The sequence below is a fragment of the Paraburkholderia haematera genome (genome assembly GCF_905220975.1).
GTDB lineage: Bacteria > Pseudomonadota > Gammaproteobacteria > Burkholderiales > Burkholderiaceae > Paraburkholderia > Paraburkholderia haematera.
Genome location: NZ_CAJNBK010000015.1, coordinates 33,173 through 55,400, shown reverse-complemented (window position 1 = coordinate 55,400; position 22,228 = coordinate 33,173). Strand labels below are relative to the sequence as shown.

The following is a 22,228-nucleotide window of genomic DNA, read 5'->3' as shown; positions in this document are numbered from 1 at the left end:
CGAAGCCAGAGCCCCTGAGCCGCCAGCCCGCGGCCCCTTTACGAGGCGCTGCGAAGATACCGATGTCGACCACCATCCCCCTCACCCTGATCCAAGGCTCCATGGCGCTGCCGAGCCTGTCGCCGCTGGGCCGCCTGCTTCCCGCACCATTCGGCCGCGATTGGGCGCTGCTGCCGCCGGCGTACAGTTTGCGTGCGGAACTCAAGGCGCTCTATGCGGCCGTGTTGCGTACCTTCTGTCTGAATGCGGAAACCATCCGCGCGCTCTGCCAGTGGGATTCGTTGCGCAAGCCGCCGGTTGCGTCCTCAAGCTTCGCCTCGCCTGCCACCTCGACAACCGTATTCGACGCACCGGCCGACGAATCGTTGCGAATGTCCGCTGAAGCAGCAGCTTTCTCGCCGGTCGGCGCACCGTCGGTTCCTGCCTCTCCGCGCGGCGGGTCGATGCATTGGGGTGCGCTGGCGGGCGGCGCTTGTGCGCTCGGCGGCGCGGCGATGCTTGCATGGGTTGCGTTCGACCATCTGACGCAGCGTCAAGCGACTAGCGATGCCAGGCTAGCGGCAAACGCCCCAGTCCGTCAGGAGGCGCAGTTGGCGAATCGTCACTCGCCGGATGCCGCTGTCACGCCCTACGCCGATGCTAGCAACCGTGCAGCGGCGCCAGCATCGGGCGCCGCGTTGTTGCCTGTGGATATGGCGAGCGTGGCGGGTGCGGGTGCATCTGTCTCCGCATCCGCAGCCGCGTCGCCTGATACTTCATCGCAGGCACTCGCCGCGACTCGGCGGCGCGATTTTACGGCGAGTCCCGCCACGGAAATCGTCGCGACAGTCAAGGCAGCACCGCCGCACGCTACAGCCGGCAGAAACGTTTCGCGACGCAGGGATAGGCTTCGCGAAAACGCCCCGAGCCGGGACGAACGAAGCGGGCGCAGTTCGCAGGCCATCGTTGCGACTCAGGTGTCACCGCAGTTGCCGAGCATCTCGTCGACAAATTACGAAACGCCGCAGATCACAGTGCCGGCGAATGCACAACGAACGTCGCCGAAACCATCGTCGGCGGGTCCCTACTCGCCGCTCGCGCCATCGCAACTCGGCACCGACGAATATGCATCGATGACCATGTCAGCTGGCACACACCTGCGCAATATTGCGCCGCCATCGCGCCCTGCTTCATCGATCAACGCACCTGAAAACGGTGGGACAGAATGGGTCAATCAGATGTCGCATCGTCGCGTAACCGAGGTGCCCGATCAGTTCGTGAAGTAAGCTCGTCAAGCAAGCGCGCCGTTATCGCGAAGTCACGGCACAAAAAAGCCCGGCAATTTTGCATTGCCGGGCTTTTTTACGCTCACGCGCTTACTTCAGGGTGGGCAATCCGAATTCGGTCTGCCGCTGCAACTGCATCACTTCGCCTTGCACCTGACGCAACTGCGCCTGCGCCTTTTCCTTTTCCGCGTGCAGCGCAACCGCCTCGCCTTGCGTCTGCCGTTGGTAGTCGTTGACCTTGGCCTGCTGTGTACGCGCGACATCGAGATCGGCCTGCAACCGCTTGGCGCGATCTTCCGACAACGCGATGATGTCTTCGATATACGCCTTCTGCGCCTGCAACTGCGTGCGGCGAATCTCGACGTCCGCGAGTTGGGCTGTCTGCTGGACAAAGCCGGCGTAGACCGCTTCAGCACGACCTATGTCCGCTGACTTGATCACGCGCCAGAAATGCTTGTCCTGAAAGAGCGCGACGTAGTACGTCATTTCCTGCGGATAGAAAAACAGACTCGCACCGTAACTGCCGTTATACGTGGTGCGTAATTCGCTCAGCTTCGCGTCGTGAATCATCTGCATCAGTTCGGCAACATTGCCTTGCGCGTCGCCAGCGGCAGCGGGCGTGCCTGATGCCGCACTGCGCAGCGCAGCGGCGACCGGTTGCGGCGTTAGCGTATTCATGGCCGGGCGGGTACCGACCAGAGGTGCGGCCTCGCCACTTTGCGCTGCCAGCACGAACCCACCATGCTGCAACAGCGCACACGAGGTCGCGAGCAGCATGGCGCGCCGTACAATTAAGGGGTACTTCATACGTGCATGCTCCATGCGAATCCAAAACAGCCGCAGATTATCGCGCGGATTAGCCGTTAAGCGAAGCACTCTGGTGTCGCATTGACCGACTTTAAATCGAGATAAATCGATAACGAATGATTTGACCGAATGGACTCACCAGTCGCGAAATAAAAAATTTCAGATAAGACAAAAACGCAACAATCTGACTCATGCATGCCTCATCAGACGTTTCCTAATCTGCACAGCGTTCGCGCGATTCCACCGTCAAGCAGAGCGACAATATGGAGATAGATAGCCAGATAAGTAGATTGCTTGACCTGCGCGTTTTTCATTTCGCACAAGCTCGATAAAGAGGAGGCGGCATAAGGTCCGTCGGAGAAATCGCCTTGTGAAATCTCGAGCGACTTGCGCGCCCCGGTCGACAATCACTCGTCATCCTGGCTATCTTTATAGCGCGTCGCCGATGACCGGTGAATAGCAAACACCGCGTCTATAGAGAAGCGAAGACGAAGGAAAAACCGGAGTGAGAAAGCAACCGCGCGAGGCGCGCCGCCGAACATGGCGGCAACGCCCCGCAAGAATTCGAGCCTGAGCGACCAGACCCGAACGCGCGGCCTAAAGGCGCAGGATTAAAACCGCGTTTCGCGCGCAACCCTGAGGAAGGTATCCAGCAACGGCGTGCAATCGAGCAACTCCGGGCCGCCCGCGCGATGAAACTCCGGATGCCACTGCACCCCCATCACGAACGGCGCACGCCGATAGCGCACGGCCTCAATGATGCCGTCCGACGCCGACACCGCCTCGATATTCAGATCGCGGCCAAGCGTCTTGACCGCCTGATGATGAATCGAGTTGACGATCGCCTCACGCCGGCCCGGAAACATATTGACGAGAGTCGAACCATCCGGGAAATGAACGCTGTGCCGATGCTGATCGTAGTTCTCGTTGACGTGCGCACCGGCGGTCGGGACGTCGGTGGCAATGTCCTGGTACAGGGTGCCGCCGAACGCCACATTGATTAGCTGGCAACCGCGGCACACACCGAGCACCGGCTTGCCCGATTCGATGAACTCGTGCAGCAGTTCAAGTTCGTACATGTCGCGCACGCGGTCGCCCGGCCACTCGTGGCTCGTCGCCTGTTCCGCATAGGACTGCGGCGAGACGTCCGCGCCGCCCTGCAGCAGCAGACCGTCGAGATGCTTTGCATAGTCGCGCAAACGGATATTGCTCGGGTGCAGCATGCCCTGATGGCCGACTGTCGGAATCATGAACACCAGCACGTCGCGCGACATGACCCAGTGCGCGATCGATTCCTCGAGGTATTGCAGCGTCTTGCCTCGCAACCCCTTCGCGCCCGGCTCCGGATGGAAGATGCGCGCCGACACGCCGATGCGCAGCGTGCGCTGCGTGATCCGTTGGCCCGCGCGATCGAACAGTTGACGCGCGCGCGCCGCGATGATGCGGCCGAACACGGTCCACGCCGAATCGCTTTGCTTCAGATAGCGTGGCGGCGACGGCGGCAACGCGTTCGGTGGCGGCGGGTTCGATGCAGTGAAGTCTGGCGCAGCGCCAAAACCCGGCGGCGGCGAGCCGGCCGGGCGAGCCGCGGCGGCTGCTTTCCCCGCTTCTTCCACATTCCCTTCTGTTTCCGTGACGGCAGTCTCCTCAACCGTCACGCTCAATTCGCCAACGAGCGGATCGCTGCCTCCGACCGTAATCGGACGCGAAACGGGACCTTTGGCGACATAACCCGCCCTGCTGGCTGCCTCGCGCTCATGGGCCTCGGCCTCCTGCTTCGCGGTCGACGCGGCAGCCGCACTGCGCGCTTCAGCCGCGTCGCGTTGCTGCGCCGTTTGCGCACTGGTGGGGGGGACGGTGAAGGCGCTGTCGGGATCGTCGGTCGACGACCTCGCTTTGGCCTCCTCAGCCGCCGGCGTCACGATATCTTTGATCGCGGACTGAATGGAATCTTCATGGGAGACCGGTAGCGAGGCCACCGGCTCGGGCGGCAAAGTGTCGGGCTTTGACCCGCCGGGGGTTGTGCCGGACGACGTTGACGACGTCGAAGGCGTTGGCGTCCCCGAGGGCGACGATGGGCTGCCGGGCTTGCCGGCGTTTTCAGGTTTGTTTTCGCTCATGACTGTCAGACAGGCGCCTTCCACGCGAACGAATGAATATGCCCTGATTATCCGCTAGCGCGGCAAGCCCGGCAAACCCGCACACAATTACTCACATTGTTGCGAGCCAAAGTGCGGAACCGTCTAATTCAGGGATCCGGCTGTTCATCGAACGTTTCGCGCAGGGCAATCTGCATCGCCGCGTGGATTTTCACGCACCAGCGCCAAACCAGCGCCAACAGCAGCGCGGCGCAAACCAGCACCGCGGTCAGGAGACCCGTCGGCGGCAAAATGCTGCCGGAGAGCGCCGCGAGCAGCAAAAACACGCCGACCATCGAGACCACCGGCACCAGGTCGGAGATCGCGTAACGGATCGCATGGTTCAAGCGCCCCGCCGTCGCCGGCTGCACGCTCACCTCGGCGAGCAACAGCGCGAGCGACTTGGTCTTGCGATAGACCGCCACCAGGAACGGCATCGACAGCACCAGGGCAATGCTCCACAGCACCACACGCTGTATCGGCTCGGAAGCCATCCAGTGTGCGAGCAATGTGCTGGTGTACGGCGCGCTATACGAGACGATCAGGAAAATCGCCGCGACCAGGGCGAGATTGACGGCGATCTGCAAAATGATCCGCCGCGTCATGCTGAACAGCGTCGGTTCGCCGGTTCCGGTGCTCAAACTGCGCAGCCACTGCCCATACATGCCGAACACGTTGGCGAGCGTGCGCGGCATTGCGTGCCCGAGGCGCTGCGTCAGCGGATCGGCGGCGCGAATCAGATAAGGCGTGAAAAGCGTGGTCAACGCAGAGACGGCTACCGCGACCGGATACAGAAACGCGCTCGTCACCTTCAAGGTCAAGCCGAGCGACGCGATGATGAACGAGAACTCGCCGATCTGGGAGACGGTCATGCCGACCCGCATCGCCGTGCGCCCATCCTTGCCGGCGAGAAAGGTGCCGAGGCCGCACGAAACGATCTTGCCGACGATCACCGCCACCGTAATCACCGCAATCGGCCATGCGTAGTCGACCAGCACGGCCGGGTTCAGCATCAGGCCGATCGTCACGAAGAAGATCGCCGAAAAGGCGTCGCGCAGCGGCGCGATCAGGTGCTCGATCCGATGCAGATGGCGCGACTCGGCCATGATCGCGCCGATCAGGAACGCGCCGAGTGCCATGCTGTAGTCGAGCTTCACCACCAGCAGACAGAAGCCGAAACAGAACCCGAGCACCGACACCAGCAGCATTTCGTCGCTTTTGGCGCGCGCCACGTAGTTCAACGCACGCGGCACGACCAGAATGCCCACCACCAGCGACACCGTCATGAAGAGCAACAGCTTGCCGAGCGTCATAACGGCGAGGCCAGCGCTCAATTGCCCGGTCTGCGCAATGCCGGAGAGCAGCACCAGCATCGCAATGGCGAGAATGTCCTCGACGATCAAAATGCCGAATACCAGTTGCGCGAAGCTCTCGCGCTTCAGGCCCAGCTCCGACAGCGCCTTGACGATGATAGTCGTCGACGAGATCGCGAGAATCGCACCGAGAAACAGCGAGTCCATCGGGCTCCAGCCGAACGCGCTGCCGATTTCGTAGCCGATCCACAGCATCAGCACGATTTCAGAAAGCGCCGCGACGATCGCCGTCGCGCCAACCTTGAAGAGCTTGCGCAGACTGAATTCGAGCCCGAGCGAAAACATCAGGAACACCACGCCGAGTTCGCCGAGCGTCTGGATGGTCTGCTCGTCGTGGATCAACTGGAATGGCGGCGTGTACGGCCCGATGATCACGCCCGCGGCGATGTAGCCCAGCACCACCGGCTGTTTCAGGCGATGGAACAGCACGGTGACGACGCCGGCGAGCGCCATCACGACCGCCAGATCCTGAATGAAGCCAATGCCGTGATGCATGAACGCATTTCCTTACAAATAGTAATGTCTCAAAAAACGCAGTGTAACGCACGCATGCGTCGCACCGCATCGCGCAAACGTCGAAAGGACATGGGATTCGCCGAACTACAAGACATACAAGGCGCGCAGCTAACCGCTTCTTCCGAAACTTTTTTGACACGCTGGACACAAGTGAAATATCACAATAATATTTGAAGCATATTTTCTTGGGAGTCGAGTGATGCAGCAGGTGTCGTTCAATGTGGTAGATCGTTCCGGCGAGAGTCGCGCCGATAGCGTCGAAGTGAATCGTCTGACGATCGCCGGCTGGGCCGGGCGCGATCAGGCGGCGATCGAGCATCACATCGCCGAACTGGCCGAACTCGGCGTGAAGCGGCCCTCGACCACCCCCTGCTTCTATCGCCTCGGCGCCGCGTTGCTGACGCAGGCCGAACAGATCGACGTGGTCGGCGTGAAGTCCAGCGGCGAAGCGGAGTGCGTGCTGGTGCGCTCGAAAGCGGGGCTGCTCGTCACCGTCGGCTCCGATCACACCGACCGTGAAGTCGAGGCCTACGGCGTCACCGTGTCCAAACAGGTTTGCCCGAAGCCGGTCGCACGCGACGCCTGGCGTTTCGACGATGTCGCCGGCCACTGGGATCAGCTTGAACTGCGTGCTTTCGCGGTGACGAACAACGGCGAGCGCCGCATCTATCAGCAAGGCAGCGTCGCCTCGCTGCTGCCGGCCGCCGATCTGCTGGAGCGCGCGCCCGTGGCAGTTGGCGCTGCGATGTTCTGTGGCACGCTGGCCGTACAAGGCGGGATCGTCGGCATGGCGGACGGCGACGCGCTCGAACTCGAACTGCACGACCCCATCCTGAACCGCACGCTGCGCCACGCCTACCGCGTGACCGCGCTACCTATCGTCGAATGAGGCACCCATGAGCTCCCCTTCGCTATCCGGCAACGCCGATGCGTCGTCAGACGCGTGGCTCGAAGCCGCCGCCCTGCGCAAGATCACCTGGCGCATCATGCCGTTCCTGTTTCTCGTCTACGTGTTGTCGTACCTGGACCGCGTCAACATCGGTTATGCGAAGCTGCAGTTCACCGGCGACCTCGGCCTTTCGAACGCGGCGTACGGACTCGGCGCGGGGATCTTTTTCTTCGGCTACTTCGTATTTGAAGTGCCGAGCAATCTGCTGCTGAAGAAGTTCGGCGCCCGCGCCACCATCGCCCGCATCACGATGCTGTGGGGGCTGCTGTCGTGTCTCATGATGTTCGTGCGCTCGGAAACGATGTTCTACGTGCTGCGCTTTTTCCTCGGCGTCGCCGAGGCCGGGCTCGTGCCGGGCGTGGTGCTGTATCTGACCTTCTGGTTTCCGTCCGACCGGCGCGCGCGGATGGTCGCAGTGTTCATGGCGGCGATTCCGGTCGCGGGCATCATCGGCGCGCCCTTGTCAGGCTTTCTGATGTCGGCGCTGCATGAAGCGCACGGCTTGCGCGGCTGGCAGTGGATGTTCCTGATCGAAGGGATTCCGTCGATCCTCGCCGGCTTCTGGGCGCTCGCCGTGTTGCGCAACACGCCCGCCGAAGCCGCCTGGCTCACCGACGACGAAAAGCGCGTGATTCTCAGCCGGCTCTCTCGCGAAAACACGGCCGCCGCGGCAGCCGGCGCCGAGCATAGCTTGAAGGTCGCCTTGCGCTCGAGCCGCTTCTGGCTGCTGACGCTGATCTACTTCTGCCTCGTCACGGGTAATGCGGGTTTCTCGTTCTGGCTGCCGCAGATCGTCAAGGACCTCGGCGTCACGAATCTCGTCACGAACGGCTTCGTCACCGCGATTCCTTATCTCGCCGCGGGCATCGGCATGATCCTGATCGGCCGTTCGTCGGATATCACGGGCGAGCGGCGCTGGCACTACGCCGTGTGCTGTTTCATCGGCGCGGCGGGCCTGCTCGGCAGCGCCTCGGTGACCAATTCGATTCCGCTCGCCGTCACCGGTTTGTCGATCGCCTATATCGGCATTCTGGCGGGCTTCGGCATCTTCTGGTCGATGTCCACCACCTTCCTGCAAGGCACGGCGGCCGTTGCCGGCATCGCCGTGATCAACTCGATTGCGAATCTGGCCGGCTATGTGAGCCCCTATGTGCTCGGCATCGTCAAGGACGCGACGCATAGCGTGACCTTCGGGCTGGTGCTGATCGCGGGGGCGTTGATCGTCGGCGGACTGGTTACATTGATGATGCCGCGCGTGAAGGTGCAGCACGCCGCGGCGGTGACGCCGAGGAGCGCCTGACATACTTTGATTGAGGTGACAAAGGACCACGCATCACGCGCAGACAGCGCCGGCAAGCAAGCTCCCGCCAGGCGCCGTTTGCGCAAAACCTTGCTCTACAATGCGGACGACACCGCTCGCTCCCTGTTCACATGACGCTTTTGCAGACTGCCCGCCGTTCCAGTGCCCCCCGCGAGACCGCCTCGGCGAGCCTCGCCGAACAGGCTTATGCCTTCGTCAAGCGCGAGATCATCACGATGCGGCTGCGCCCAAGCGAGGTACTCAACGAAGCGGAATTGATGGCGCTGACGGGCATCGGAAGAACGCCGGTTCATCAGGCGCTGCACCGGCTGGTGCACGAAGGCATGCTCACCATCATGCCGAGAAAGGGCATCATGGTCCGCCCGGTTTCGCTCGACGATGTGCTGGCGATCATCGACGTGCGGCTCGTCAACGAAAGCTATTGCGTCGAACTGGCCGCGCGCCACGCGCAGCAACACGACTTCGACGCGATGCAGGCCTTGCTTGAGCGCTCCGAGCGTTGCGTCGCCGCGCACGATATTGAAGGCATGATGGATATCGACCGCGAATTTCATCTGGCGATTTCAGCGGCGTCGCGCAACGCGGTGCTGGCCGACATCCTGCGTGGTCTGCATGAACGCTCGCTGCGTTTCTGGTTCATTTCGCTGTCCGAGCCACATCATCTCGAAGACGTGCACGAAGAACATCTGGAACTGTTTCGCCTGCTGCGTGAACGCAATGCCGAAGGCGCCCGGCAATCGGTGCAAAAGCATATCGAAGCGTTCCGCGCGACCTTGTTCAGCCGCATCTGATCGACCGAATTTCATCGACCGCAGCCAATCGACCACAACCGGGTTCACCCGGTTCAACCGGATTCTCCCGACATCATGGCCACTGAATTCACACCCTTTCCGCCGCTAGCCCAGCTTGCCGCCGACCTCGCCGCCGGCCGCACCACGAGCCGCGCGCTCGTCGAAACCGCGCTCGAACGGATCGCCGATCCGGCCGGCCAGGGCGCGGTCGCTTTCATGCACGTCGACGCCGACAGCGCCCGCGCCGCGGCTGACGCGCACGACCGCCTGCGCGCCGCCGGCACCGTCCTCTCGCCGCTCGCCGGGATTCCGGTGTCCGTCAAAGACCTGTTCGATATCGAAGGCCAGCCGACTCGCGCCGGCTCCGTGGTGCTGGCCGACGCGCCCGCCGCCAAGGCGGACGCAGTCGCGGTTGCGCGCCTGAAACGGGCGGGCGCGGTGATTGTCGGGCGTACCAATATGAGTGAGTTCGCGTTTTCCGGACTCGGCCTGAACCCCCATTACGGGCATCCGCTGTCGCCGTATCAGCGCGGCGTGAAAGGCGATGAGCGGATTTCCGGCGGTTCGTCGTCGGGCGCGGCGGCATCGGTCGCCGACGGCATGGCCGCCATCGCGCTCGGCACCGACACCGGCGGCTCCATCCGCATCCCGGCGGCGCTGTGCGGCCTGACCGGCTTCAAACCGACCGCGGATCGCATCCCGAAACAAGGCGGCGTGCCGCTTTCGCCGACGCTCGACTCGTTCGGGCCCATCGGCGTCTCGGTCGCCTGCTGCGCGCTGGTCGACCGCATGCTGGCCGGGCTCGAGCCCCGCATTCCGGCAGCCCGCCCGCTTGAAGGCGTGCGCATGGGCGTATTGACGAACTTCGTGACCGACGGCGTCGAACCGGCCGTCGCCGCCGCGATCGACACGGCGCTCAAGCATCTGGAAGCGGCCGGCGCGATCGTCAGCGAAGTGCGCTTCGCGCCGCTCGACCGCCTGCCCGAAATCAACCGCTTCGGCTTTTCGCCGATCGAAGCGTATGCATGGCACCGTCCGCTGCTGGAAAAGCATCGCGAGCAGTACGATCCGCGCGTGCTGGTGCGCATCCTGAAGGGTCAACCCGCCAGCGCCGTCGACTATCTGGACCTGGTCGCCGAGCGCCAGGCCATGCTCGACGAAGCCGCGCGCACGCTATGGCAGCGTTTCGACGTGGTGGTCGCACCAACCGTGCCGGTAGTGCCGCCGCGCGTGGCCGATCTGATCACCGATGACGACGCGTTTGGCCGCACCAACGCGCTGATCCTGCGCAATCCAAGCGCGTTCAATTTCCTCGACGCCTGCGCGCTGTCGCTGCCCTGCCATCTGCGCGGCGACCCGCCGGTCGGTCTGATGCTGGCAGGCGCGCCGCACGCCGACGACGCCTTGCTGGCAATCGGCCGCGGCGCCGAACGGGTGCTCAACGCAATTCGCTGATCGGGATCTGAGCAGGCACTGATCGGACACGGAGCGGGATTGCACCTTAAAAGTGCGATAAGCGCCGGGGCGGGGGTTCGCGCTAAAATCGCGGGCACCCCCGCCCTTTCCGTTTCCAGACAGCCACACGATCCATGAATAACGACAATGCGATGTTGCGCCGCGAGCGCTCCCTGCTGGTTCTGCTTGGCCTGATCTGCGTCGGCCTCGTCGCCGGCGCGCTGTATCTGCAATACGGTTTGCATGAAGACCCCTGCCCGCTGTGCATCATCCAGCGCTACTTCTTCCTGCTGATCGCGATTTTTGCGTTCCTCGGCGCGCGCTTCAATAGCTGGCGTGGCGTGCGGCTGCTCGAAGTGCTGGCGGCCCTGTCGGCGTTGGCCGGCATCGTGAGCGCCGCGCGGCACGTGTATGTTCAGGCGAATCCGGGTTTCAGCTGCGGTTTTGACGCGCTGCAGCCGATGGTCGACAGCTTGCCGCCCGCGCATTGGCTGCCGGGCGTCTTCAAGGTCGCCGGGCTCTGCGAAACGGCCTATCCGCCGATTCTCGGCCTGTCGCTGCCCATGTGGTCGCTGGTTGCTTTCGTCGTGGCCTTCGTGCCGCTGGCGCTGAGCCTGCTCAAGAATCGCCGCCGGTTCGGCTGAGCCAGTAGTTCCGAGTAGATTAAGCGGCTTCGCGCCGGCCCTTGCACCGTCTTTTACGGCGGCGCGAAGGCCGGCGTTTTCACATCGGATCCGGCCCCGTGAATTCGGCTATGCCAACCCTCGGCCAGCCCAGCCAGTAATCGCTGCGCCTCGCTTTTGCGATAAGAAGACGCGATTGGCAAGCATCAATGCCGAGCCGCAATCACGCGCTTCTTCCTGCGTCTTGCTGCATCTTGTGCGCCGCAGCAACGGCCATGAGCCCGCTCACTCCCCCACTCCGTCTGGTTTCCCCCAATCCGCCCCCACTCACGCAACTTCCCGGCACGGCGCGAATCGTACTTATCACATGACCGCTTCCGAATAAGCTTCATGCGAGTTGGGAAATCTTTTCGGGACAAGGTAGTGCTATCTTCGGAACTGGATGGCGATCTACGTGCGCGAGGCCGGCTTTGGCGCGACCCCATGCGTAACGCGCGCCCGGTCCGCACTGTCTTTCGGATTCGCCATGACAACGCAAACCATCCGCTTTTATCACCAGGGGTCCGTCCGTGAGGTCGCGGGCGTCCCGGCGTCGCGCACCGTGCTTCAGCACCTGCGCGAGGATTTGCATTGCACGGGCACCAAGGAAGGCTGCGCGGAAGGTGACTGCGGCGCCTGCACGGTTGTCATCGGCGAACTGGATGCCCAAGGCGGCGTCGCGCTGAAAGCGGTCAACGCCTGCATTCAGTTCCTGCCGACGCTGGACGGCAAAGCCCTCTTCACCGTCGAAGACCTGCGCGCCGCCGACGGCGCCCTGCACCCCGTACAACAGGCCATGGTCGATTGCCACGGCTCGCAGTGCGGCTTCTGCACGCCCGGCTTCGTCATGTCGATGTGGGCACTGTACGAAAACCAGCCGGCCGTAGCGGGCCTCCCCACCCGCGATGAAATCAACGCCGCGTTGTCCGGCAATTTATGCCGCTGCACCGGCTACCGGCCGATTGTCGACGCGTCGCAGAAGATGTTCGACTACCCGCAATACCCGCGCGTGACGCTAGACCGCAAGGCGGTCGCCGACACGTTGCGCGAAATCCAGCGCCGCGACACCTTCGAATACAGCGCGCCCGACACGCGCGGCGCCGCGTTCGGCTCGCCCACCTTCTACGCCCCGGTCACGCTCGATGCGTTCGCCAGACTGCGCGCCGACCATCCGCACGCACGCCTGCTGGCCGGCAGCACCGATGTCGGCCTGTGGGTCACCAAGCAGTTCCGCGATCTCGGCGACATTCTGTATATCGGCAACGTCGCCGAATTGAAGACGATCGAGCGCGACGCGCAGACGCTCACGATCGGCGCCGCCGTCACGCTCGAAGACGCCTACGCGGCACTCGCCGCCGATTACCCCGAACTCGCCGAGCTGTGGACGCGTTTCGCGTCGCTGCCGATCCGCAACGCCGGCACCCTCGGCGGCAACGTCGCGAACGGTTCGCCAATCGGCGATTCGATGCCGGCGCTGCTCGCGCTCGGTGCCGAGGTTGTGCTGCGCCACGGCGCCAAAACCCGCACGCTGACGCTCGACGCGTTCTACCTCGGCTATCAGAAAACCGCGCTCGCGGCCGGTGAGTTCGTCGCGGCGCTGCGGGTTCCGCGTCCGGCTCGCGATCTGCGCTTCCGCACCTACAAGGTATCGAAGCGCTACGATCAGGATATCTCCGCGGTGTGCGCCGCGTTCGCGCTGCACATCGGCGAAAACGGCACGATCACGGACGCCCGCATCGCATTCGGCGGCATGGCCGCGACGCCTAAACGCGCCGCGCAAACCGAGGCCGCGCTGAATGGCGCAACATGGAACGAAAGCACCGCGCGGCAAGCGATGAACGCACTCGTCACCGACTACCAGCCGCTCACCGACATGCGCGCCTCGAGCGCCTATCGACTGAAGGTGGCGCGCAACCTGCTGTGGCGCTTCCACCTCGAAACGCGCGATGACGCGCCGCTCGCCCTCTTCGACGTGAATGCGTTCGCGTTCGAATCCAGCGTGCCGGACGCTGCCGTCGCGAAGGAGTCGTCGTGATGAACCGGACCGATGCTTTCGTCGAACATGCTGCAAGGCACGCGGCGGCTCAGGAAAGCGAGACGGCGATCGGCGTGTCGTTGCCGCACGAATCCGCCACGCTGCATGTGAGCGGCGAAGCCACCTACACCGACGACGTCCCTGAATTGCAAGGCACGCTGCACGCGGCGCTTGGACTCTCCCGGCATGCGCACGCACGGATCGTGTCGCTCGATCTGGACGCCGTCAGAAAAGCCCCCGGCGTCATCGCCGTGCTGACCGCAGAAGACATCCCCGGCGAGAACAATTGCGGGCCCGTGCTGCACGACGATCCGATTCTCGCCGTCGACGAAGTGCTGTATCTCGGCCAACCGGTGTTCGCGGTGATCGCCGAAACGCATGAGCTCGCGCGCCGCGCCGCCGCGCTCGCTAAAAGCGATGACGTCGTGCGATATGAACCGCTCGAAGTCGTTCTCACGCCCGCCGAAGCGAAAGTCAACAAGCAGTACGTCCTGCCGCCGCTGCATCTGAAGCGCGGCGAACCCGACGCGAAAATCGCCGCCGCGCCGCATAAGATCCGCGGCACGTTCGAAGTCGGCGGCCAGGAACAGTTTTATCTCGAAGGTCAGATCGCGTACGCCGTGCCGAAGGAAATGGACGGCATGCTCGTCTACAGTTCGACGCAGCATCCGAGCGAAATGCAGCAGGTCGTCGCGCATATGCTCGGCTGGCCGGCGCACAACGTCGTGTGCGAATGCCGGCGGATGGGCGGCGGCTTCGGCGGCAAAGAATCGCAATCGGCGGTGTTCGCGTGCGTGGCATCGTTGGCGGCGAAGCTGCTGCACCGCCCGGTCAAACTGCGCCCCGATCGTGACGACGATTTCATGATTACCGGCAAGCGCCACGACGCGGTGTACGAGTATGAAGCGGGCTTTGACGATAGCGGCCGCATTCTCGGCGCGCGGGTTGAAATTGCGTTGAGAGCAGGCTATTCCGCCGATCTTTCAGGCGCGGTCGCGACACGCGCCGTCTGTCACTTCGACAACGCGTACTACCTGTCCGACGTCGACATCGTCGCGCTGTGCTGCAAGACGAATACGCAGTCGAACACCGCGTTTCGCGGCTTCGGCGGCCCGCAAGGCGCGCTGGTGATGGAAGTGATGCTCGACAGCATCGCGCGTCAATTGCACTGCGACCCGCTCGATGTGCGCCTCGCCAACTACTACGGTATCGGCGAACGCGACACGACGCCGTACGGACAACGCGTCGAAGACAACATCATCGCGCCGCTGACCGACGCGTTGCTCGAAACCAGCGACTACCGCGCCCGCCGCGAAGCGATCGCCGCGTTCAATGCACAAAGCCCGGTGCTCAAACGCGGCCTCGCGTTCTCGCCGGTGAAGTTCGGCATCTCGTTCAACGTGCCGTTTCTGAATCAGGCCGGCGCCCTCGTCCACGTGTACAAGGACGGTTCGGTGCTCGTCAATCACGGCGGCACCGAAATGGGCCAGGGGCTCAATACGAAGGTCGCGCAGGTTGTCGCGAATCAGCTCGGCTTGCCGCTTTCGCGCGTGCGTGTGACAGCAACCGATACCTCGAAGATCGCCAACACCTCAGCGACCGCCGCCTCCACCGGCAGCGACCTGAACGGCAAAGCCGCCGAAGCCGCTGCGCGGACCATTCGCCACCGGCTCGCCAACCTCGCGGCGAAGCAACTCGGCGGTGCCGCCGACGCGGTGGAATTTGCCAATAGTGAAGTGTCGGTGAACGGCGGTGCGATGCCGTTCGAGCAACTGGTCGCCGCAGCGTATCTGGCGCGCGTGCAGTTGTGGTCGGACGGGTTCTATACGACGCCGAAAGTGCACTGGGATGCGAAAACGCTGACCGGTCACCCGTTTTATTACTTTGCGTACGGCGCGGCGGTGTCGGAAGTGGTGATCGACACGCTGACCGGCGAATGGAAACTGGTGCGCGCGGACGTGTTGCACGATGCCGGTCAATCGATCAATCCGGCCATCGATATCGGCCAGGTGGAAGGCGGTTTCATTCAAGGCATGGGCTGGCTCACCACGGAAGAATTGTGGTGGAACCGCGATGGCCGCCTGATGACGCACGCGCCGTCGACGTACAAGATTCCCGCCGTCAGCGATACGCCCGCGGCGTTCAACGTGCAGCTTTATCAGAATCAGAACGCCGAGCCGACCGTGTTTCATTCAAAGGCCGTAGGCGAGCCGCCTCTGCTGCTGCCGTTTTCGGTGTTCCTGGCGATTCGTGACGCGATCGCGGCTGCGGTGCCGGACGCGGAAAACGCGCCACCGTTGCGCGCGCCCGCGACGCCCGAAGCGATTCTCGATGCGCTGGACGCGTTGCAACCGCTTGGGACGACGACGCAACCCGCGACAGGACAATCGGTGGAACAAGCAACGGACGCGACAGTGACGGCCACAACCGCAACTGCGCCGGATTAGCAACTAGCAACTTGACGCAATTTAAGCAACGTTAAGCCATTCAAGCCAAGGCCCGACGCGACACGAACGCGTCCCGCCACGCTCAACCGGCCGCACGGACACCCCGCGCGGCCACGTATGGAGAATCGCCGGATGCAAGCCTGGCTACCTGACCTGCAACAACTGCTCGCGCACGGCGACGCCGCCGTGCTGGTGACGGTCGCACGCGTCGAAGGTTCGGCGCCCCGCGAAGCCGGCACCAAGATGATCGTCACGCGCGATTCGGCCAAGCACACGATCGGCGGCGGACATCTCGAATGGAAGGCCATCGAGACCGCGCGCCAGGTGCTCCGCGACGGCATGCGCTCACCGCATATGCGCCGCCTCGAACGCTTCGCGCTGGGTCCCAGTCTTGGCCAATGCTGTGGCGGCGCCGTCATTGTCGCCTTCGAGCGCCTCGACATCGGCGACCTCGGCTGGATCACGTCGCTCGCGAAACGCGTGGCCGCGGGCCAGTCGACGGTGCGTAGCGTATCATTCGGCCCCGCACCGGATGCGGTGATGCTGTCCGACCCCGAGCCGGGCGTGGATGCCGCCGACTGCCTGCTGTGGGACGGCGCCGGTTTCGACGACAGCGGCGCGCTGCTCACCGAAACCATCGCGCCAGGCGACTTCCGGGTCGTCCTGTTCGGCGCCGGTCACGTGGGCGCGGCGCTGGTTCGCGTGCTGGCCACGCTGCCTTGCACCGTGCGCTGGGTCGACGAGCGCGACGCGCAGTTTCCGCCCGCAGAAACGCTGCATGCGCCGAACGTGAAGATCGATCCGAACGACGCACCCGACGAAGCCATCGACCAGGCCGCGCCGCACACGTACTTCATCGTGATGACGCACAACCATGCGCTCGACCTCGAGTTGGCCGAGCGGATTCTGCGGCGCGGCGATTTCGCGTTCTTCGGCATGATCGGCTCGCACACCAAGCGCAAGCAGTTCGAACATCGGCTGGCCGCGCGCGGCATCGATCCGTCGCAGATTGCGCGGATGAAGTGCCCGCTCGGCGTCGACGGCATCGTCGACAAGTCGCCGGAGATCATCGCGATCTCGGCGGCCGCCCAGGTATTGCAGGCGGTGGAGGCGAATGCGGGCGCGCATGCGGTGCAGACGGTCTGATTTGCCGCACAATCGACCTGCCGCCCCAAGCGATTGCACCCTGTCCTGCATCCCGCATCCGGCGCGAACCGACTCCAACGAACTCCTGACCGACCATGAATACAACAACCGCTACCTCTACGCTCATCGAGAAAACCGCTCGCGCGCCAAAGGCCGAGCTGCACATCCATATTGAAGGTTCGCTTGAACCCGAGCTGATCTTCGCGCTCGCCGAACGCAACGGCGTGAAGCTTGCGTACGACTCGATCGAAGCCTTGCGCGCCGCGTACGCGTTCACCGATCTGCAATCGTTCCTCGACATCTATTACGCCGGCGCGAGCGTGCTGCTGCACGAGCAGGACTTCTACGACATGACCATGGCGTATGTCGAACGCTGCCTCGCCGACAACGTGATCCACAGCGAAATTTTCTTCGATCCGCAGACGCACACCGAACGTGGCGTGCCGATCGCAACCGTGGTGGCCGGCATTGACCGCGCGCTTGCCGATGCGGAAAAGCGCGGCATGACGAGCAAGCTGATTCTGTGTTTCCTGCGCCATCTATCGGAAGAGGATGCACTCGCCACCTTCGAAGAAGCGCTACCGCTGTTCGAGCAATACAAGCATCGCCTGATCGGCGTGGGTCTCGATTCGTCCGAGCGCGGCCATCCGCCGTCGAAGTTCGAACGCGTCTTCGCTCAAGCACGCGCGCTCGGTCTGAAGCTGGTCGCGCATGCGGGCGAAGAAGGTCCGCCGTCGTATATCTACGAAGCGCTCGATCTGCTGAAAGTGGATCGCGTCGACCATGGTGTGCGCAGCATTGAAGATCCGGCACTCGTCACGCGCCTCGCCGACACGCGCGTCGCGCTGACCGTGTGCCCCCTGTCGAACCTCAAGCTCTGCGTGTTCGACGACATGACCAAGCACACGCTAAAGGATCTGCTCGATCGCGGCGTCGCCGTCACGGTGAATTCCGACGATCCTGCCTATTTCGGCGGCTACGTGAACGCCAACTATTTCGCCACCATCGACGCGTTGAAGCTCAACGATGCCGAGGTCTACACGATCATCCGCAACAGCTTCGAAGCGTCGTTTGTCACGCCCGAGCAACGCAGCGAACTGATCGCGAAGCTCGACGCGCACTGGCACCCAGGCGGCCCGCACTGACGGGCCAATGAATAGCAGCCGGCGGCGGCACGGGTTCGTTTCAGAGCCAGAATGAAACCGTCGTCCGTGCTGCTTAGCTCCTCACAAATACGGAGACGGTTTTTCATGACTCAATCGGCACAATCAGCCAAACCCGCCCAATCAGCATTCCGCGCGCAACTGCTGACCTTCAACGGCGATCCCGCGCAGTCGCCCAACGCGGCGGTCTTCAACGAGGACGGCTTGCTGATCGTCGAAGAAGGCCATGTCGTCGCAGCCGGCGCGTATGCCGCGCTCGCGTCGCAACTCGCGCCGGGCACCCATGTGCAGGAGATGCGCGACAAGCTGATCGTGCCGGGTTTCATCGATACGCACATCCACTATCCGCAGACCGACATGATCGCGTCGCCGGCGCCAGGGCTCTTGCCGTGGCTCGACACGTACACGTTCCCGACCGAGCGCCGCTTCACCGATCCGGCCTATGCGCGCGACACGGCGAGCTTTTTCGTCGAGGAACTGCTGGCGTGCGGCACGACCACCGCGCTCGTGTATTGCACGGTCCACAAGGAATCGGCCGACGCCCTCTTCACCGAGAGCGAAGCGCGCAATCTGCGCATGGTGGCCGGCAAGGTGCTGATGGACCGCAACTGCCCCGAGTTCCTGCGCGACACCGCGCAATCTGGCTATGACGACAGCGCCGAACTGATCGGACGCTGGCACAACCGTGGCCGCCAGATGTACGCACTCACGCCGCGTTTCGCGCCGACCTCGACCGAAGCGCAACTCGAAGCGTGCGGCGTGCTGGCGGGCAAGCATCCGGACATTTTCATCCAGAGCCACGTTGCCGAAAACACCGACGAGGTGAAGTGGGTCGCCGATCTGTTCCCGGGACACCGCAGCTATCTGGACATTTACGATCACTACGGCCTGCTGCGCCGCCGCGCGGTGTACGGCCATTGCATCCACCTCGACGAGGAGGACCGCAAGCGCATGGCGCAAACCGGCACGGTCGCGTCGCACTGCCCAACCTCGAACCTGTTCCTCGGCAGCGGTCTGTTCGACTTCGACAAGGCTGACGAAGCGGGCATGCCGATCGCGCTGGCAACGGACGTCGGCGGCGGCACCTCGTTCTCGATGCTGCAAACCATGAACGAAGCGCACAAGGTCGCGCGTCTGACCGGCCATCATCTGACGGCCACGCGCATGTTCTATCTGGCCACCGCGGGTGCGGCGCAAGCGCTCGATCTGGCGGACAAGGTCGGCACGTTGAAGCCGAAGTCGGAAGCCGACTTCGTCGTGCTCGATCCGCAAGCCACGCCGCTGCTTGCGCGCCGTACCGCACGCACCGAATCGCTCGAAGAACTGCTGTTCGCGTTCGCGCTGCTCGGTGACGACCGCGCGATCTACGAAACGTATGCGGCGGGCAAGCGCGTGCATCGTCGCGACGACGTGCGTCAGCATGCGCCGCGTACGGCGAAAATCGCGGCCTGACTTGATTGCTGAGCTGAGGACCGCGCTGATTCAGACGGTCGAATAAAAAACGGCGCTTCCTGAAGGAAGCGCCGTTTTCATTTGCTCGTGCCGTGCGGCCCGATCACGGGCGGCTGCACACGTCGTGCAACGCATTCAGACGGCGCACCGGATCGGCGACATAGGGATTCGTTTCATCCCACGCGTAACCCGCCAGCACCGCGCTGATCATGCGACGGATCGAGGGCGTCTGGTCCGGATAGAAAATGATGTCCTGCAACTCGCCCGTGTACCAGCGCTCGACGAAGGCGCGGAACGTATCGATCCCCTTGCGCAACGGCACGTCGTAAGCGGCGGACCAGTCGACCTGCTCCCCATCCAGCTGCCGGTTCAACGTCTGCACCGCGAGATGCGCGGAACGCAGTGCGATCGTCACACCGGACGAGAACACCGGATCGAGAAATTCGCCTGCATTGCCGAGCAAGGCATAGCCCGGTCCGTGCAAACGCTCGACATTCGCCGCGTAGCCGCCGATATGACGCACCGGCATCAGGAACGGCGCCTCGCCTATCAAGCGGCAGAGTGTCGGCTCCTGCTGGATCAATGCGCGCAGTTTCGCCTCACGCTCAGCGTCCGGCGCATCGAGAAAACTGGCCTCGGCAACGCAACCCACCGAGGAACGGCCGCCCGCCAGCGGAATCATCCAGAACCACACGTCGCGGCGCTCCGGGTGCGTCGCCACGCAGATCTTGTTGCGGTCGGTCGCGCCGGCCGGAATACTGTCCCGCACATGCGAGAAGATCGCGGCGCGAGTCGGCATGCGCGTGGGTGCTTCGAGGTTCAGCAAGCGCGGCAGCACGCGGCCGAAGCCACTTGCGTCGAACACAAAATGCGCTTCGACTTCATACGCGTTGTCCGCTGCGTCGATCACGTCGAGCACCGGCTTGTTGCCCTGCGTGGCCGGATGCATCGCACGGACCGTATGACCGAAGCGCACGTCGGCGCCCTGCTCCGCCGCGCAGCGAATCAGAATATCGTCGAACACCGCACGTTCGACCTGGTACGTGGTGCCCCACCCGGTCGAATGCTTGTCGCGAAAGTCGAATGCCGACGACTGATCGCGATAAACGAAATGCGCGCCGTTCTTGTACTGGAAACCGGCTTCGACCACCGCCTGCAGCATGCCCGCCTCTTCGAGGTAGGCCATGCTTTGCGGCAGCAGACTTTCCCCGATCGAGAAACGCGGGAAATGCTGGCGCTCCAGCACCAGCACCGAGCGGCCTGCCCGGCGCAGGAGCGCCGCCGCGACTGCGCCTGCCGGGCCCGCGCCGATGATCGCTACATCGACAGTCATGCGCTTTGACGAATGTGTACTCAAAGTTGCCTCAATCGTTTGCTTGCCTGGAACTGCTTTACGCTGCACTCTTACTTCTCGTTACAATTACGCGTTGCAGCAAGAACAATATTTCGCCGGAGAGCCCAGCGTGTCGCCATCCGAAACATCCAGAGTGCCTTTCGTGCCGGAAACGGCCTTCGGGATCTGGTTCCTGCGTACCTATACGTGGGAACATCATGTTCTGCGGGTCGCGATCAACGACCTCAAACGGCTGATCGACGCGCCGTTGCCCACCGCGCCGGTTATCGTCGACGTCGGCTGCGGGCAAGGCATTTCGTTCCGCCTGCTCGCCGACGCGTTCAAGCCGCGCCGCATTGTCGGTGTCGATTTTCACGAACCGTCGCTGACGCTTGCCGCCCATGCAGCCTACGCTTGCCGCGGCAAGCTCGCCGACATCGACGTGCTGCACGGCGACTGCGCGCAATTGCCGCTGCCCGATGCCGGCGCCGACATCGTGTTCTGCCATCAAACCTTCCACCATCTCGTCGAGCAGGACCGCGCGCTCGCCGAATTCCGCCGCGTGCTCAAACCAGGCGGCATCCTGCTGTTCGCCGAATCCACCGACGCGTACATCAAATCGTGGGTGATCCGGCTGCTGTTCCGCCATCCCATGCATGTGCAGAAAAGCGCCGACGGCTACCTCGACATGATTCGTCGCGGCGGTTTCAGCTTCGGTCATCGCAACGTCTCGCTGCCGTATCTCTGGTGGAGTCGCGCAACAGACTTCGGTCTGCTTGAACGCCTCGGCCTGTACCGTCCGCAGCCTGGCAAGCGGCGTGAAACGCTGGTCAATGTCGCGGCGCTCAAGGCGGATTGAATCTGCTCAGGCGATGGCGCGCCATCGCCTGAGCGAGCATCAAGGCGCGCTGACTTTCGCAGCCTCGCCCATTTCCAACCCGGTTTAGTTCGCTTCCAGCACGACCAACTGGCCCTTCACCGCGATCGCGGCAGCGCTCGGGCTCACGCCGCAGGTGAAGTCGGTCGACGAGTTGGTCTCGGTGCTATGAAAGCGCGTCGATACGTCGATCACGGCATTGGCGTTGCGTGCATGGGCCGCCGTGCGCAGCTTCTGCACGGCTTCGGCCAGCGCTTCGTGGCAGGCGTCTTCGGGACTCAACACCTTGCGCGCAATCCGCACTGAGTAGGATACGTCGCCCAGATTGGCCGTCACCGCGGGGTGGTTCTGCTGGCCGAAATAGACCGGCACACCGCCGCTCGACTGGCCGCCCGCCGCCGCGAGCGGCAGCGACTTCACGTCCGTGGCACATCCTGCCTGCGTCAGCACCACGACTGCCAGCGCACCCAGCACAAAACGTTTTTTCATTTTCATTAC

General features: G+C 63.5%; 17 protein-coding genes. 12 read left to right on the top strand and 5 right to left on the bottom strand.

Features of this window, described 5'->3' with window-relative positions:
• Nucleotides 1-62 precede the first annotated feature (62 nt).
• A complete protein-coding gene (locus KHO23_RS23060; RefSeq protein ID WP_211613543.1) occupies nucleotides 63-1,265 on the top strand; it encodes a hypothetical protein in 1,203 nt (400 codons plus the stop codon).
• Nucleotides 1,266-1,355: 90 nt separating this feature from the next.
• On the opposite strand, the gene KHO23_RS23055 is transcribed toward KHO23_RS23060, so the two are convergent.
• The 3 genes from KHO23_RS23055 to KHO23_RS23045 all read right to left on the bottom strand — a co-directional run bounded on the left by KHO23_RS23055 (nucleotide 1,356) and on the right by KHO23_RS23045 (nucleotide 6,078).
• Complete coding sequence (locus KHO23_RS23055) at nucleotides 1,356-2,072, bottom strand: DUF2968 domain-containing protein (RefSeq protein WP_211613542.1); 717 nt, start codon at nucleotides 2,070-2,072, stop codon at nucleotides 1,356-1,358.
• Between the two features lie 611 nt (nucleotides 2,073-2,683).
• Nucleotides 2,684-4,192 carry a gamma-glutamyl-gamma-aminobutyrate hydrolase family protein gene (locus KHO23_RS23050; RefSeq protein WP_211613541.1) on the bottom strand — a complete coding sequence of 503 codons (1,509 nt, stop codon included), beginning with the start codon at nucleotides 4,190-4,192 and terminating at the stop codon, nucleotides 2,684-2,686.
• A 128-nt stretch (nucleotides 4,193-4,320) separates the two neighbouring features.
• Nucleotides 4,321-6,078, bottom strand: coding sequence for a cation:proton antiporter (locus tag KHO23_RS23045; RefSeq protein WP_211613540.1), 1,758 nt, complete (start codon nucleotides 6,076-6,078; stop codon nucleotides 4,321-4,323).
• 220 nt (nucleotides 6,079-6,298) lie between these two features.
• Here KHO23_RS23045 and KHO23_RS23040 point away from each other — a divergent pair, with 220 nt between their 5' ends.
• The 10 genes from KHO23_RS23040 to guaD all read left to right on the top strand — a co-directional run bounded on the left by KHO23_RS23040 (nucleotide 6,299) and on the right by guaD (nucleotide 19,520).
• Nucleotides 6,299-6,988: a DUF2848 domain-containing protein gene (locus tag KHO23_RS23040; RefSeq protein ID WP_211613539.1), complete on the top strand. Its 690-nt coding sequence runs from the start codon at nucleotides 6,299-6,301 to the stop codon at nucleotides 6,986-6,988.
• 7 nt (nucleotides 6,989-6,995) lie between these two features.
• Nucleotides 6,996-8,348, top strand: a complete 1,353-nt coding sequence (locus tag KHO23_RS23035; RefSeq protein ID WP_211613538.1) for an MFS transporter — start codon at nucleotides 6,996-6,998, stop codon at nucleotides 8,346-8,348.
• A gap of 131 nt (nucleotides 8,349-8,479) precedes the next feature.
• Nucleotides 8,480-9,160, top strand: a complete 681-nt coding sequence (locus tag KHO23_RS23030; RefSeq protein ID WP_211613537.1) for a GntR family transcriptional regulator — start codon at nucleotides 8,480-8,482, stop codon at nucleotides 9,158-9,160.
• Between the two features lie 75 nt (nucleotides 9,161-9,235).
• Nucleotides 9,236-10,615, top strand: coding sequence for an amidase (locus KHO23_RS23025; protein ID WP_211613536.1), 1,380 nt, complete (start codon nucleotides 9,236-9,238; stop codon nucleotides 10,613-10,615).
• A gap of 134 nt (nucleotides 10,616-10,749) precedes the next feature.
• Nucleotides 10,750-11,259 carry a disulfide bond formation protein B gene (locus KHO23_RS23020; protein WP_211613535.1) on the top strand — a complete coding sequence of 170 codons (510 nt, stop codon included), beginning with the start codon at nucleotides 10,750-10,752 and terminating at the stop codon, nucleotides 11,257-11,259.
• 505 nt (nucleotides 11,260-11,764) lie between these two features.
• Nucleotides 11,765-13,312, top strand: a complete 1,548-nt coding sequence (gene xdhA / locus KHO23_RS23015) for a xanthine dehydrogenase small subunit (protein WP_211613534.1) — start codon at nucleotides 11,765-11,767, stop codon at nucleotides 13,310-13,312.
• Nucleotides 13,312-15,759: a xanthine dehydrogenase molybdopterin binding subunit gene (xdhB, locus tag KHO23_RS23010; RefSeq protein ID WP_211613533.1), complete on the top strand. Its 2,448-nt coding sequence runs from the start codon at nucleotides 13,312-13,314 to the stop codon at nucleotides 15,757-15,759. Before xdhA ends, xdhB begins: the two co-directional genes overlap by 1 nt.
• Before the next feature lie 132 nt (nucleotides 15,760-15,891).
• Complete coding sequence (gene xdhC / locus KHO23_RS23005; protein WP_211613532.1) at nucleotides 15,892-16,905, top strand: xanthine dehydrogenase accessory protein XdhC; 1,014 nt, start codon at nucleotides 15,892-15,894, stop codon at nucleotides 16,903-16,905.
• Between the two features lie 95 nt (nucleotides 16,906-17,000).
• Complete coding sequence (locus KHO23_RS23000) at nucleotides 17,001-18,050, top strand: adenosine deaminase (RefSeq protein ID WP_211613531.1); 1,050 nt, start codon at nucleotides 17,001-17,003, stop codon at nucleotides 18,048-18,050.
• 105 nt (nucleotides 18,051-18,155) lie between these two features.
• A complete protein-coding gene (gene guaD, locus KHO23_RS22995; RefSeq protein ID WP_211613530.1) occupies nucleotides 18,156-19,520 on the top strand; it encodes a guanine deaminase in 1,365 nt (454 codons plus the stop codon).
• 103 nt (nucleotides 19,521-19,623) lie between these two features.
• On the opposite strand, the gene KHO23_RS22990 is transcribed toward guaD, so the two are convergent.
• The gene (locus KHO23_RS22990; protein WP_236066957.1) at nucleotides 19,624-20,853 is read right to left on the bottom strand and encodes an NAD(P)/FAD-dependent oxidoreductase; all 1,230 of its coding nucleotides are present in this window, start codon (nucleotides 20,851-20,853) and stop codon (nucleotides 19,624-19,626) included.
• 130 nt (nucleotides 20,854-20,983) lie between these two features.
• On the opposite strand from KHO23_RS22990, the gene KHO23_RS22985 reads away from it, so the two are divergent.
• Entirely contained in the window at nucleotides 20,984-21,712 is a 729-nt protein-coding gene (locus KHO23_RS22985; protein ID WP_211613528.1) for a class I SAM-dependent methyltransferase, read from the top strand.
• Nucleotides 21,713-21,796: 84 nt separating this feature from the next.
• Here the strand turns inward: KHO23_RS22985 and KHO23_RS22980 are convergent, their stop codons facing one another.
• Nucleotides 21,797-22,219 (bottom strand): signal peptidase, encoded by a 423-nt coding sequence (locus KHO23_RS22980; protein ID WP_211613527.1) that lies wholly within the window; start codon nucleotides 22,217-22,219, stop codon nucleotides 21,797-21,799.
• Between the last annotated feature and the right edge of the window lie 9 nt (nucleotides 22,220-22,228).

What these genes read in the sequence shown, in the direction of transcription:
- KHO23_RS23060 (WP_211613543.1), top strand. Translation starts at nt 63, where the DNA reads ATGTCGACCACCATCCCCCTCACCCTGATCCAAGGCTCCATGGCGCTG.
- KHO23_RS23055 (WP_211613542.1), bottom strand. Translation starts at nt 2,072, where the DNA reads ATGAAGTACCCCTTAATTGTACGGCGCGCCATGCTGCTCGCGACCTCG.
- KHO23_RS23050 (WP_211613541.1), bottom strand. Translation starts at nt 4,192, where the DNA reads ATGAGCGAAAACAAACCTGAAAACGCCGGCAAGCCCGGCAGCCCATCG.
- KHO23_RS23045 (WP_211613540.1), bottom strand. Translation starts at nt 6,078, where the DNA reads ATGCATCACGGCATTGGCTTCATTCAGGATCTGGCGGTCGTGATGGCG.
- KHO23_RS23040 (WP_211613539.1), top strand. Translation starts at nt 6,299, where the DNA reads ATGCAGCAGGTGTCGTTCAATGTGGTAGATCGTTCCGGCGAGAGTCGC.
- KHO23_RS23035 (WP_211613538.1), top strand. Translation starts at nt 6,996, where the DNA reads ATGAGCTCCCCTTCGCTATCCGGCAACGCCGATGCGTCGTCAGACGCG.
- KHO23_RS23030 (WP_211613537.1), top strand. Translation starts at nt 8,480, where the DNA reads ATGACGCTTTTGCAGACTGCCCGCCGTTCCAGTGCCCCCCGCGAGACC.
- KHO23_RS23025 (WP_211613536.1), top strand. Translation starts at nt 9,236, where the DNA reads ATGGCCACTGAATTCACACCCTTTCCGCCGCTAGCCCAGCTTGCCGCC.
- KHO23_RS23020 (WP_211613535.1), top strand. Translation starts at nt 10,750, where the DNA reads ATGAATAACGACAATGCGATGTTGCGCCGCGAGCGCTCCCTGCTGGTT.
- xdhA (WP_211613534.1), top strand. Translation starts at nt 11,765, where the DNA reads ATGACAACGCAAACCATCCGCTTTTATCACCAGGGGTCCGTCCGTGAG.
- xdhB (WP_211613533.1), top strand. Translation starts at nt 13,312, where the DNA reads ATGAACCGGACCGATGCTTTCGTCGAACATGCTGCAAGGCACGCGGCG.
- xdhC (WP_211613532.1), top strand. Translation starts at nt 15,892, where the DNA reads ATGCAAGCCTGGCTACCTGACCTGCAACAACTGCTCGCGCACGGCGAC.
- KHO23_RS23000 (WP_211613531.1), top strand. Translation starts at nt 17,001, where the DNA reads ATGAATACAACAACCGCTACCTCTACGCTCATCGAGAAAACCGCTCGC.
- guaD (WP_211613530.1), top strand. Translation starts at nt 18,156, where the DNA reads ATGACTCAATCGGCACAATCAGCCAAACCCGCCCAATCAGCATTCCGC.
- KHO23_RS22990 (WP_236066957.1), bottom strand. Translation starts at nt 20,853, where the DNA reads ATGACTGTCGATGTAGCGATCATCGGCGCGGGCCCGGCAGGCGCAGTC.
- KHO23_RS22980 (WP_211613527.1), bottom strand. Translation starts at nt 22,219, where the DNA reads ATGAAAAAACGTTTTGTGCTGGGTGCGCTGGCAGTCGTGGTGCTGACG.